Source organism: Shewanella sp. BJSY2023SW007, assembly GCF_047314525.1.
In the GTDB taxonomy this organism is placed as follows: Bacteria; Pseudomonadota; Gammaproteobacteria; order Enterobacterales; family Shewanellaceae; genus Shewanella; species Shewanella chilikensis.
Map to the genome: position 1 here is coordinate 117,133 of NZ_JBKORL010000078.1, position 13,063 is coordinate 130,195.

Consider the following 13,063-nt stretch of genomic DNA (forward strand, 5'->3'; position numbering starts at 1 on the left):
TAACCTCTGAGAAATTATGACCACCAGCATTGGCCTGTTTGACAGGCAAAAAAATCGTCAGCTGTTTGCACTGGCGCTTCCAATGATACTGTCCAACATTACGGTTCCGCTACTGGGTCTGGTAGATACGGCTGTCATAGGACACTTGAGTGACGCCTATTATCTCGGGGGCGTCGCCGTTGGCTCGACCATTATAACACTGCTATTCTGGTTGCTGGGTTTTCTGCGTATGGCCACCACGGGCCTAGTTGCCCAAGCCTATGGCGCCGATGACAAGCCTCGGCAACTGCAGCTGTTGTTGCAGGCCGGTTCGCTGGCACTTTTTCTCGGCTTATTGGCTCTGCTGTTGCAAGGGCCGATACTCAGCCTGGCCGCCAGTTTATCCGATGCCAGTGAGCAGGTCAGTCACTACGCCGCGAGCTACTTTTCCATTCGTATCTGGTCAGCCCCATTTGCATTGCTGAACCTGGCTCTACTTGGCTGGTTGCTGGGCCGTCAGCAACCCAAGGCCGCCATGTGGCAGTTGATCATCGCCAACAGTGCCAATATTGCCCTAGATCTGCTGTTTGTTATAGGTTTGGGTTGGGGCGTAGAAGGCGCAGCCCTGGCATCCGTCATCGCCGATATGACCGCCTGTGCCGTAGCCTGTACTATGGTGTTGCGCCAGTTAAAACAGTTCAATCTGCCGCCTCTTGCCGAGTTGCTCGGGCAGTTACATCCCCGCGACTTTAGTCGCCTCTTGAGCCTGAACCTGGATATCTTTATCCGCAGCTTGTGTTTGCAGGCAACCTTCGCCTTTATGACCTTCAAGGGCGCCGGGCTCGGTGATGAAACTGTCGCGGCCAATGCCGTGTTATTGAATATGTTGCTGCTAATCTCTTACGCTTTGGACGGTATAGCCTACTATGCCGAGGCCGAAGTAGGCCGAGCTATGGGACAAAAACACTTGGATGCACTCAGGCAAGCGGTCGCCCTGGCGTTTAGCTGGTCGGCCATCATAGCCTTGGGGTTCAGTGGCTGTTTCTGGATTTTCGGTGAGCAACTCATCGGCATACTGACTAATATTCCCGAGGTTCGCCACACCGCCCTGCTCTACCTGCCATGGCTTATCGCCCTGCCACTGCTGGCATTTGCTTCCTATTTATTTGACGGTGTCTATATTGGTGCCACCAAAGGTAAAGTGATGCGCAACAGCATGATTTTCGCCAGCTTGGCAGTATTTTTTCCGGTCTGGTTCATACTGCAACCTCTGGGTAACCATGCTCTCTGGGTTGCGATGAGTGCCTTTATGCTGGCGCGTAGCCTGAGTCTCGGGCTGCACTTTCTCTGGCGCCAACACCACTTTATCCCAGCCTGATGGCAGTAAAGAATCCACCTTCTGAAGAAGGTGGCTTTATATATGCCCCCTCAAAGGGGGCGTTGTTTACTCCAGCGTTAACTGAGCTTGCTCCTGCTTTTCTTCTTTCTCTTGATGTCAGACATAACGCCTTATTATCTCTTCATTTATTCCAACCGTATCGACAAAGTATCCTCGCTGCCAAAAATGGTTACCCCACATTTTGTTCTTCCTCAAGTGCGGATATTTACTAAATAGTTTTAGTGCTATTTTGCCTTTGAGCGCTCCCATCAGTCTTGATATCGATAACTTTGGCGGAACTTTTATAACTAAATGAACATGGTCTACCTGAACATTTAACTCTACTACTTTGCACCCAAGTTGCTCACTGTAAACGTGAATACAGCGGTAAACATCCTTACCTACTTTGTTTTTGAGAATCCTAAAACGGTACTTTGGAATCCAAACTATATGATATTGACATCGCCAATACACATGCGATGCTTGCTCGTATCTACTCATGCTTTTTGTCCTTTGACTTCGCTAAAAATCAAAAGAGCAATTAGCATGGGTAGCCTTTACAGGCCAAGCCTAAATTGATGATAACCACCTACTGAAGTAGGTGGTTTAGGGGCTGAAAATAAAAAAGGACAGTTCAATACTGTCCTTTTCTTTGGCGCCAAGTACCAGTATTACTGGTAAGAATGGTCGCCATGCTGGTGATCTGTTACGTCACGAACACCGGTCAATTCGCCGGGGAAACGCTCCAGCAACTGAGTCTCAATGCCGTCTTTCAGGGTCACATCGACCATGGAGCAGCCGTTACAACCACCGCCGAACTGCAGTACCGCCACGCCGTCATCAGTGATCTCCACCAGCATGATATGACCGCCGTGACTGGCCAGCTGGGGGTTAATCTCGGCTTGGATCATATACTCCAAGCGCTCGGTCAGTGGAGCATCGTCAGACACTTTACGCATCTTGGCATTGGGCGCTTTCAAAGTCAGTTGTGAACCTAACTGATCGGCCACCAGGTCAATGCTGGCTTCTTCCAGGAAGGGAGCGCTTTTTTCATCGACCATGGCCTTAAAGCCATTGAATTCCAATTCGATATCGTCGGCTTCAACTGCATCCGGTGGGCAATATGAAACGCCACATTCGGCCTGAGGAGTCCCAGGGCTGATAACAAAGACCCGAATATGAGTGCCTTCCGGCTGACCATCCAGGAGTTTAACAAAGTGCGCCTGAGCTGCTTCGGAAATGGTAATCATGACAACCTGCTCCGTCAGGGTAAACCTGAGTAAATTAGTAAGAATTAGAGCTATCATACTCCGACTGCCATGCGCTTTGTAGTCCCGAAAGCGATAGAGCTGAGTTTTTTGTTGTCGGGATCTCGATTTTATCTTCCACAATTTCAAGTCGAATCTTGATCTTTAGTTGTCACCATACTTACCGCCTTTAACCGCTCAGGAGCTATGGCTCAATCCGGGCGCTTCGGCTCTGGCCAGACACCACACCTGAACATCCGGTGACCAGGGAGCTAAAGCCCTGGCCGCTTCCCGGATAGTGGTGCCTGTCGTCACCACATCATCCACCAATACCAACCGTTGCCACTGTAATTCCCCCCTCACTGCAAACGCCTTGGCCAGATTCCGCCTACGAGCCTTGCCGCTGAGACCGGCCTGGGGTGCGGTATCCGCGACCCGCAGCAGCAAAGAATCCTCCAGCGGCAGCGCCAACTCTTGACTCAACATGGATGCAATCACCCAGGCCTGATTGAAGCCCCGCTGTTGCAGCCTCGCCGGATGCAAAGGAATAGGCACCAAGGCCTGTGGCCAACAGATAAGTCCAGCAGTCGCCAACGTCTTTACTCTGGAAGATAAAGCCCGGACCAATGTCGGCAGTGGAGCAAAATCCTGCTGGTATTTGACTCGGCCGACTAATGGCCCCAATGCGGAGTGATAGCTGGCCGGTGCCACTACAGGGATAGGACTGTGTTTCATGCAGGAACCACAATAGCGGGCAATGACAGCCAACTCCCGACCACAGCCGAGGCAGATAGGTTGTCGGTAGCAGCTGGCAGCAAGACAGCAGGGACACAAACCCTGACTAGCTGACGGGATCTGCTGGTGACACAGTAGGCAACGGTTGGGTAAACTGGCGGCCAATAGGGCCCGGCATCCTGCCAATAGAGGGCTCCACATAACAAATCTTCCATGAGGTGTTTCAGTGAGTCTGTATATCGAAAGCCAGGGACAGGGACGGGATCTGATCTTACTCCACGGTTGGGGCGTCAACAGTGGCGTTTTTCATCCTCTGCTGCCTGGCTTATCTCAGTATAGAGTCCACTGTGTCGACCTGCCGGGATTTGGTTTTAGCCAGACCATTGACGGGGAAATAGACGACTGGGTGGACGCCCTGGTGGCCGCTCTGCCCGAGCAGGCAGTATGGTTGGGCTGGTCGCTCGGAGGCCTGGTCGCCACCCGGGTAGCTCAGCGCTTTCCAGAACGAGTTGCCGGACTTATCACTGTCGCCTCATCTCCCTGCTTTATGGCCAGGAGCGACAACCAATGGCCAGGAATAGCACCGAATGTGCTGACTCAGTTTGCCGAGCAACTGCAACAGGATCAGCAGCGAACCATAGAAAGATTTCTAGCGATCCAAGCTATGGGCAGCGATAGCGCCCGTGACGATATTCGCACCATTCGCGAGCTGGTTCTGGCACGTCCGCTACCCAATGAACAAGCTCTGGCGCAAGGCTTAGAGATGCTGGCCAAGGTGGATCTACGCCCCGGACTGGAACGACTCGCCCTTCCCTGGCTCAGGGTTTGGGGCAGGCTGGATGGGCTGGTGCCCAGAAGAATCGCTAACCTCTTGCCGGGTAACGCATCAACCACAGATTTACTGCTGGCCAAGGCATCACACGCCCCCTTTATTTCCCATCCTCAGGAGTTTATTCAGGGGCTAAATAGCTGGCTAACAGAGAAAGACTTTAATTCCTTGCCCTGATTGACTATTATTTGGACAGTAATATAAGGAATGCCCTATGCAGCTTGTCTCCCACTACCCACAGGTACCGATCGCGACCAGTAATCCTGCGACCGATGCCGCTCGGGTAGAGAGTCAACAAAGACCGCCGGTCATTCCGCCGCAGCAACCCAGTAAAGGCCATGAAGAAAGGGCATTCAACCCGCAGCATGAACGCACAGCAGACTCGGCGCAGCAACAGGCCAAACTAGCCGATAGAGTCCAGGAGCGCCAACAACAGTCTGGTCAACAACAGCAGCAACAAGAGCAACAGCAACGCCAAGGCAGTAAGCCTCTGCGGCTGAACCTGTTCAGCAAGCCGGCTCTGGATCGCCGCGATATCCGTAACCGCCAGCTTGAAGCCTCGGCGTATCCCAAACCCGCAGTTGCATTAAATAGCGGACCTCATCCCATGCCGAATGAAACACCGCAGTTTTATCGTGAGCTGGGGCAGAGAATCGATACCTTTTACCATCAATGCACCGAGCCTATGCCCGCAGCCGGTATCTCTGCACTGGCTTGATCCAACTTTGGCGGCAGCTTATATAAGCCATCCTGATATGCCATGCTACCCCAGAGTGCCAACCCAAGCGCCGTGCGAGCCATTGAATCAGAGAGTGGCGCGGCGTGCAGTTGCTCCTTTACAGGATCATAATCAAAGGTCATAGGCGCTTTCTCCGGCTGTAATATGGTGACCTTGTTATCCTCCATATAGGCAAAATTTTTGTTGTATTGCATCAAGGCCCTGCCAGTCCAGTTGTCGGGCATCTTTGTCAAATCCCTCCCTAACATAGGGTAAGTGGCATCTATGCCGGCCAAAGACAACAGAGTTGGCGGCAGATCTATCTGACTCACTACCCGCGGGTCCCGTTTAGCCGTTATCCCTTCACCCAATAATAAACCGGGGATCCTGAATCTGGGCACTGGCACCAAGGAAGCCCCGGAAACCCGGCTGTCATGATCGGCCACCACCAGAAACAGGGTGTCACGCCAATAGTCAGCCTCTTTCGCCAGTCGAAAAAACTCACCTATGGCGTAATCGGCATACTTGGCAGCATTGTTACGGGTCTGTTTTGGCTGTTCATACAGTTCGATACGGCCATCAGGAAATTCAAAGGGATCATGATTGCTCGAACTGAACACCAGGCTAAAGAAAGGTTTTCCCTCGGCATGAAGGCGCTTGAACTCTGAGTCGGCCTTGCGCATTAGATCTTCATCTGAAGCCCCCCAGGAGCCGACAAAGGCAGGTTTAGGATAGTCTTTCTGGTCGACTATGGTGCTAAAGCCATTACCGAGGAAGAAGCTGCGCATATTGTCAAAATGGCTTTCACCACCGTAGATAAAGGAAGTGGAATACCCTTGAGCCTGCAGCAATGCAGCAAGACTGAAGAAACCACTTTGACTCTTGCCGAGTTTGACCACAGAACGCGCCGGCGTTGGGGTGAAACCAGTGGTCACCGCCTCTATGCCTCGAACTGAACGTGTACCCGTGGCATACAGGCTCTCGAAATACCAGCCTTCATTGGCCAAAGCGTCCAGATTTGGGGTCAGCGGTAAGCCCCCCAAACTGCCAACGAAACGAGCACCCAGGCTCTCCTGCAATATGATGACTATATTCTTGGGTTTACCACGATAGCTGGCCTGGTTCTGACTCAAACTGGGATACTGGTCTGATATAAAGTCAGCTGGCGCACGGCCAGTCTCCTGGCGGATTATCTGATAGATCTCCTTTCTGTCCATATCGCCATAGATCCACGATGTGTCGGCCTCGTTATTCATTTGGCTGATAGCAAAAGCCAGCGAGTAACCTGAATTGACCACCAACGAGTTGACGAGTGGATCATCGGCGAAGGCCACCATGGCCGGATTCAACGGTCTATGACCAAGAGTGGATCTGGCCCCAGCCAAAGACAAGACAATGATCAGCACACCGAGCACAGGGCGCCAATACCACTTGGGGAAACGACAATTGCGACAGAGATAACCTGAGAGTTTCCAGCCGCTCCAAAGGATGACTCCAGACAAAACCACTGAAATAATCAGCTCCAGCTTGCGGCCGCTCCAGAGCATGGAAAGTACTTCTTTGGGATAAATAAGATACTCAACATAGAGGCGATTTGGCCTGACACCGTACTCTTCAATAAAGGAGGGAGTAGACAACTCCAAGAACAACAAATACCAAAGCCCGAGAGTCAGCCACAGACGTTGTATCCAAGACCAGCAACGCCCGAGCCAATGATCGCCGCCAAACAAGGCGGTACCCAGCGCCACAACACCCCAAAGCCAACAAAGCATGGCCACATCTACCCTGACCCCCTGCAACAACAGATGGCTCCAACCACCAACGGCTACTACCCTTTCGTATTGCCAAAGCCCCAGCCCAATTCGGCTCAACATCAGGCACAACAAAGCCAATAAACTGAAAATCAGTACACCGCGAAACGGTCCGGTAAACTTAAAACGAGAAAACATCATTTCCAGGGTTCCTCACCACTTTTTTGCCTTGGCGTTTGTTAAAAAATTGACAATTTACCGCACGCCAACCCCCAGAAAGAGCCGATTTGCCGCGCAATTATGACAGAAAGACTAAGATAAAGTTTCATTAACATTTGTTTGTTATTGTCTATCGCGCCAGAGGGTGAAGCCGTTCGCAAAAGATAGTAAAAGTGGCAGAATTCATGGTTAGCGAGAAACAGCACTATTGGCTCGAGTATTAGCAACAAAAAATCGCGGGTAAAAAAATCCCCCGATAATTATCGAGGGATTCATCTATTGTCGGACCGTTAATAGATATTCAACAACTTGTCGATCAGCTTTTCTTCAGCTTGGCAAAGGCATCGGCAAAGGCATTGCCCATAGCGGCATTCACTGGCTGTGGCTTGGTGGCAGGACGTTGTTTGCCCTGACCTGGTTTATTGCCCTTGGCTTGCGGCTTGCCGGCTCTTTGTTGTGGCTTGCCTGGCTCAATCTTTTCGTCCAGGCGCATCGACAGACCTATACGCTTACGCTCAATATCTACCTCCATGACCTTTACCTTGACCACATCACCGGCCTTGACCACGGTATGAGGATCGCTGACAAACTTGTCGGTCAGAGAAGATATGTGCACCAGTCCATCCTGATGCACGCCGATATCGACAAAGGCACCAAAGTTAGTGACATTGGTCACCACGCCTTCGAGGATCATCTCTGGTTTAAGATCCTTTAGTGCCTCAACCCCATCTTTGAATTTGGCGGTCTTGAACTCGCCCCGGGGATCCCGACCTGGCTTATCCAACTCCTTGAGGATATCCGTTACTGTCGGCAAACCGAATGCATCAGTGATGAATTCGGCCGGATTGATATTGCTCAGCAGTTCACTGTTGCCTATCAGTTCGGCAACAGGTTTACCCTTGAGCTTGGCAATATTTTCTACCAGCGAATAAGCCTCAGGGTGAACGGCCGATGCATCCAGCGGATTGCTGCCTTCACGGATCCGCAGGAAGCCGGCGGCCTGTTCGAAGGCCTTGGGCCCCAGGCGTGGCACCTTGAGCAGTTCTTTACGGTCGTTGAAGCGACCGTGTTCGTCGCGATATTCCACCAGATTTTTGGCCAAGGTGCGGTTAAGACCGGCCACCTGACTCAGCAGCGGCATGGACGCCATGTTTACATCAACGCCGACACCGTTTACACAATCTTCAACCACAGCTTCCAATGAAGCCGACAGCTGGCTCTGGCTGACATCGTGTTGATACTGGCCCACACCAATGGACTTGGGTTCAATCTTAACCAACTCCGCCAGCGGATCCTGCAGCCTTCTGGCGATGGATACGGCGCCACGCAGTGAAACATCGAGATCCGGAAACTCATTGGCCGCCAGCTCAGAGGCAGAATAAACAGAGGCTCCGGCTTCACTGACCATCACCTTAGTGATGCCGGGATTGCTGTCTTTGACCATGGCAATCACTTCACCTGCCAGCTTGTCGGTTTCACGGGAAGCGGTACCGTTACCTATGGCGATCAGCTCCACCTTGTGCATATTGACCAGATTAGCCAGAGTGCGTATCGACTTATCCCACTGATTTTGAGGCGCATGAGGGAAGATAGTGGTATGGCCCACCAACTTGCCTGTGTCGTTGACCACAGCCACCTTAACCCCGGTACGCAACCCGGGATCCAGTCCCATGGTGGCCTTGGCTCCGGCAGGAGGTGCCATCAGCAAGTCGCCCAGGTTACGGGCAAAGACTTTAATCGCCTCGGTTTCCGCCGCTTCACGCATTCTGGTGATAAACTCGGTTTCCATCTGCAGAGCGATTTTGATCCGCCAAGTGGCTGTGACAACCGTCTTCAGCCAGTTATCCAGAGCATTGTCACTCAGCTTAAGACGCAAGTGTTCGGCAATGAGCACCTCACAATAGCTACCGGCTTTGGCTTCTGCCTCAGGATCGGCATTCATCGATAGACTCAACACGCCTTCATTACGGCCGCGCAGCATAGCCAGCGCCCGGTGAGAAGGCACTGAGCTGAGTTTTTCAGTGTGCTCAAAATAGTCGCGAAACTTGGCGCCTTCCTTCTCCTTGCCGGAGACCAGTCGGCTTTCAATGACAGCCGACTGTTGCAGATGGTTACGCACCTTGGCCAGCAACTCGGCATCTTCGGCGATCCGCTCCATCAGGATATAACGGGCACCATCCAACACCGCCTTGGTATCGGCAAAACCGGCTTCCGGATTGAGATAGGCCTCGGCGGCCTGTTCAGGATCCATGGAGGCGCTGCCGGCGGCGGCATAGAGGGCATCAGCCAAGGGCTCGATACCGGCTTCAATGGCAATTTGGCCCTTGGTACGGCGCTTGGGTTTATAGGGCAGGTACAGATCTTCAAGCCGGGTCTTGCTGTCGGCTTCATTGATGGCGTGCTTCAGTTCGGCGGTCAGTTTTCCTTGGGCTTCAATCGAGGAGAGGATCACCTGACGCCTATCATTGAGCTCCCGCAAATAACCGAGACGAGTGTGCAGGTTACGCAGCTGGGTATCATCCAGCCCCCCCGTCACCTCTTTACGGTAACGGGCCACAAAAGGCACTGTAGCGCCTTCATCCAGCAAGCTGATGGTAGCAGCAACCTGCTGCTCACGAACGTTCAGCTCCTGGGCAATAATCTGAGCAATATTATGCATAGTAAGGATCTGTTGGATTGACAAAATTCAGTTGCGCCAACCATACCACAGCCAGCCTGAAAGTTTCATAGCCGGAGAGCGAGATTCCAGCCTTTAGCCAGCTAATCACATCCTAGGTTTAGCACCTTGACACTCTTTACAAAAATTCATCACAACTATGGACAGAGAAAACCAGCCTATTTTATACTCCTTAACCGTTATGTAAATGACAATGATTTGTATTTATTTGATCGGCAGGGAGCGCCGGAAACCGCAAACCAATAAGCCGTCTTCCAAGATGGCAAACATTAGGAATAACGATGAAATTCACTCGCTCCCTTGTCGCTCTGTCAGTACTTTCCGGACTGGCAGCCCAGGCGGCTTACGCCAAAGAGCCCCAAATGGAAACCATGGTCATCACTTCCAGTCGGATGGAAAAACCACTCAGTGCCATCCCCAATACTGTGACTGTCATAGACCAGGAACAGCTCAAGCAACAGCTGGCCACCACCCGGGACTTATCGACCATTTTGGGCAACCTGGCCCCCAGCTTCTCCCCCAGCCGCCAGAAAATGACCAATACCGGTGAAACCCTGCGCGGCCGAGCTCCCCTCATCATGATAGATGGCGTGCCTCAGTCAAACCCTCTACGCAGTGGTGGTCGCTCGGGTCAAACCATAGATCCCATGATGATAGAACGAATTGAAATCATCCATGGCGCCAATGCCATGCACGGCCTTGGCGCTCAGGGCGGCATAATTAACTACATCACCAAGAAACCCAGCGGCGACAACGAAAGCCGGGTAAGTTTTGATCTGTCCTCCCCCACCAGCTTCGAATCCGACAGCCTGAGCTTTGGTGCCAACTATGCCTTCTCCGGCCAAAGCGGCAACCTGGATATGCTGGGTTCAGTGGGATACCACAGCAATGGTGTTTACTATGATGCCAACGATGATGTCATAGGTGTCGACACCACCCAGGGCGAGTCGATGGACAGCCAGAGCAAGGACTTCTTTCTCAAGTTGGGCTATGAGTTCAGCGAGTCGCGACTGGAGCTGATGGTCAACCACTACGATATGGACAACAATGGTGATTGGATGCCGGTCAAAGGCAATGTCGCCACAGATACTCCTACATCGGCGGTAAAACAGCAACAACCCTGGCAGGCAGCCAACAACAAGGTCACCACCAGCAGCCTCACCTATAAGCATCGCAACATCGCCGGGCAGCAGTTGGAACTGCAACTGTTCAACCAGAACTTCAAGGGTGTCTATGGCGGTGGCTGTTTCGGCAGCTTCTATGATCCGGCCTTCGAAGGTGCAGCGAATCTGACAACCTGTGATACCGGCGCCAATGGCGAGCAGTACTTCTATGACCAGTCACGCAACAAGTCCAACAAGTGGGGCCTCAAGGCGTCAATGATCGCCAATAATCTGGCCGACAGCGGCGTGGATCTGGCCTATGGTGTAGACCTTTTCAGCGATACCACAGAGCAGGATCTGGTGCAGACCGGACGCGCCTGGGTACCCGAGACCCGTTACGACAATATCGCCCCCTATGCCCAATTGAGCTTCTCACCTGCAGATGCCCTGACCCTTTCCGGCGGCATTCGTTATGAATATGCCAAACTCAAGGTCGATGATTTCCAAACCCTGTGGGCCTCTGGCCACAAACAGGTTGCCGGTGGCGAACCGGATTTCAATGAAACCCTGTTCAATATAGGTGCCAGCTATAACTTCACCTCAGCGCTGCGCCTCTATACCAGTTACAGCCAAGGTTTTGGTATGGCAGACATAGGGCGAATTCTGCGTGACGGCAACAGCTTCCCGGACCAAAACCCCAGCGTGGAAGGCTCTTTGACGCTGGAGCCCGTGGTCACAGATAACTATGAACTGGGCTTGGACTATCAAGGCGAGTTGTTGGCAGCCAAGCTGGCACTGTATCGCTCCGAGGCCAAACTGGGTGCCCGCTTGGCCCTGAATGAAGACGGCTTCTACAATGTGAAACGGGAAAAGAGCGTGATCCAAGGACTGGAAGCCAATGTCACGGCTTACCTGGGTAATGACGACGATCTGGGGCTGAACCTGGCGCTGCAGCAAGGGGAGTATGATTCCAATAAAGATGGCAGCACAGACACAGATCTCGACGGCGCCAACATAGCACCCAATCGTCTTAACCTGTTCTGGGAACACAGGTTCAATGCCGAGATGAGTGGGCGGATTCAGGCCAACTACTATATGGACCGTAGCTTTAAAAAGGCCAATGGTGAAGAGTACGCCGAGTTTGACGGCTATGTCACGGTTGATGCCTCCTTCTCTATGCCTTTGTACCAAGGCACTTTGACATTGGGGCTACAGAATCTGCTGAATAAGGACTACTACAGTTACTACTCACAGACTATGGCTAACGACAACCGTTACTTCAAAGGCATGGGTCGTACTGTCAGCATAGGCTTCAGCTTGCCGTTTTGAGGACACTTTCATCAGGGAAACTGCCGGTAGTTCTCATAAAAAGCCAGTTCAGGAACTGGCTTTTACTTATAATCTGGTTCTACTCTGGATAACTGGTATAGCAGCAAGAGAAAGGATAACTCTGAACAAACTCCCGGACGCCAACCAATCCTAGATAAAATCCTTGTAGAGTTCCCCGCTAACCCATAAGCCAGCCACCTAAGCTGGCTTTTTATACCAATCCGCATTGAAGTCTGATCTAATGGTAGGCAACTCAACACTTATGGTTGGCCCATGAAATCTGAAACTGCCGAAAGCTTGCTTTGCCTCTCTAAAAAAGAAAAAATCCCCAAAGCGTATGCGGTTACTCGCCGTGTCCATATTTTTGCAATCCCGTAATAGTACTCAAATAGCGAACCAGTTAAAGGTGGCAAGATCCAGCGTCAACTCATGGGTCTCAAACTATCTTGAACAAGGGCTCGTAGGGCTTGAAGATAAGCAGCGACCCGGCAAAAGACCATCATTGTCCAATGACTAAAAGCGGAGGCTCGCCAGATATATTGAGTTCAAAGCACAATCGAATGAGGGAGGCAGGCTAACCGGGGCAGATATCCAGCAATACATATCGAGTGAGTTTGGTGTCGAGTACCACCTCAATCATATCTACAAGCTACTCAAGGGCATGGGGTTCAGCTGGATAACCAGCCGCTCCAGGCATCCCAAACAGACTCAAGGCGTGCAGAACGCTTTTAAAAAAGTTTACTCTGGAAACGCTCCTTCACACACCTATCCATATACGACCACACTAGATTGATATTTGGTTTCAGGACGAAGCCAGATTTGGTCAGCAAAATACAACAACACGACTCTGGGCACCGAAAGGCAGTAGACCCAGAGCGCTAAAACAGCAGCAGTTTGAATACGCGCACCTCTTCGGCGCAGTCAGTCCCGCAACAGGAGAAACTGAAGCCATCATCACGCCGTTTGTTAATAAGGACATCATGCGCCAGCACCTGGAACTGAGCGCCAACCGAACTAAACCAGGACGACATGCTGTGGTGGTAATGGATGGTGCAGGGTGGCATACCAATGACATTGCAGTTGATATCCCCAACTTGT

At 51.8% G+C, this 13,063-nt stretch carries 12 protein-coding genes; 7 read left to right on the forward strand and 5 right to left on the reverse strand.

The genetic code is table 11. The annotated features are described in order from the left end of the window. The first annotated feature begins 16 nt into the window (after nt 1–16). Complete coding sequence (locus tag ACMHXE_RS13405; protein ID WP_413732493.1) at nt 17–1,357, forward strand: MATE family efflux transporter; 1,341 nt, start codon at nt 17–19, stop codon at nt 1,355–1,357. 117 nt (nt 1,358–1,474) lie between these two features. Here ACMHXE_RS13405 and tnpA read toward each other — a convergent pair whose 3' ends face one another. The 3 genes from tnpA to ACMHXE_RS13420 form a co-directional block, all read right to left on the reverse strand. Then, on the reverse strand, nt 1,475–1,858 hold the full coding sequence (tnpA, locus tag ACMHXE_RS13410) for an IS200/IS605 family transposase (protein WP_412503665.1): 384 nt from the start codon (nt 1,856–1,858) through the stop codon (nt 1,475–1,477). A gap of 170 nt (nt 1,859–2,028) precedes the next feature. After that, complete coding sequence (gene nfuA / locus ACMHXE_RS13415) at nt 2,029–2,607, reverse strand: Fe-S biogenesis protein NfuA (RefSeq protein WP_028780834.1); 579 nt, start codon at nt 2,605–2,607, stop codon at nt 2,029–2,031. Between the two features lie 195 nt (nt 2,608–2,802). Then, nucleotides 2,803–3,339, reverse strand: coding sequence for a ComF family protein (locus tag ACMHXE_RS13420; protein WP_224867252.1), 537 nt, complete (start codon nt 3,337–3,339; stop codon nt 2,803–2,805). Nucleotides 3,340–3,565: 226 nt separating this feature from the next. Here ACMHXE_RS13420 and bioH point away from each other — a divergent pair, with 226 nt between their 5' ends. Next, complete coding sequence (gene bioH / locus ACMHXE_RS13425; protein WP_413732496.1) at nt 3,566–4,345, forward strand: pimeloyl-ACP methyl ester esterase BioH; 780 nt, start codon at nt 3,566–3,568, stop codon at nt 4,343–4,345. Between the two features lie 37 nt (nt 4,346–4,382). Then, nucleotides 4,383–4,886, forward strand: coding sequence for a hypothetical protein (locus ACMHXE_RS13430; protein ID WP_101054077.1), 504 nt, complete (start codon nt 4,383–4,385; stop codon nt 4,884–4,886). On the opposite strand, the gene ACMHXE_RS13435 is transcribed toward ACMHXE_RS13430, so the two are convergent. Further along, nucleotides 4,838–6,835, reverse strand: coding sequence for an LTA synthase family protein (locus tag ACMHXE_RS13435; RefSeq protein ID WP_287589728.1), 1,998 nt, complete (start codon nt 6,833–6,835; stop codon nt 4,838–4,840). The genes ACMHXE_RS13430 and ACMHXE_RS13435 overlap by 49 nt on opposite strands. Nucleotides 6,836–7,172: 337 nt before the next feature. Further along, the gene (locus ACMHXE_RS13440; protein WP_165565862.1) at nt 7,173–9,515 is read right to left on the reverse strand and encodes a Tex family protein; all 2,343 of its coding nucleotides are present in this window, start codon (nt 9,513–9,515) and stop codon (nt 7,173–7,175) included. A gap of 299 nt (nt 9,516–9,814) precedes the next feature. Here ACMHXE_RS13440 and ACMHXE_RS13445 point away from each other — a divergent pair, with 299 nt between their 5' ends. The 4 genes from ACMHXE_RS13445 to ACMHXE_RS13460 all read left to right on the forward strand — a co-directional run. Continuing rightward, on the forward strand, nt 9,815–11,965 hold the full coding sequence (locus ACMHXE_RS13445; RefSeq protein WP_413732499.1) for a TonB-dependent receptor: 2,151 nt from the start codon (nt 9,815–9,817) through the stop codon (nt 11,963–11,965). Nucleotides 11,966–12,302: 337 nt separating this feature from the next. Beyond that, the gene (locus ACMHXE_RS13450; RefSeq protein ID WP_413732501.1) at nt 12,303–12,482 is read left to right on the forward strand and encodes a helix-turn-helix domain-containing protein; all 180 of its coding nucleotides are present in this window, start codon (nt 12,303–12,305) and stop codon (nt 12,480–12,482) included. A gap of 21 nt (nt 12,483–12,503) precedes the next feature. Next, nucleotides 12,504–12,758: a helix-turn-helix domain-containing protein gene (locus ACMHXE_RS13455; protein ID WP_413732506.1), complete on the forward strand. Its 255-nt coding sequence runs from the start codon at nt 12,504–12,506 to the stop codon at nt 12,756–12,758. Between the two features lies 1 nt (nt 12,759). Beyond that, on the forward strand, nt 12,760–13,063 hold a 304-nt coding region (locus tag ACMHXE_RS13460; protein WP_413732508.1), incomplete at its 3' end, for a transposase.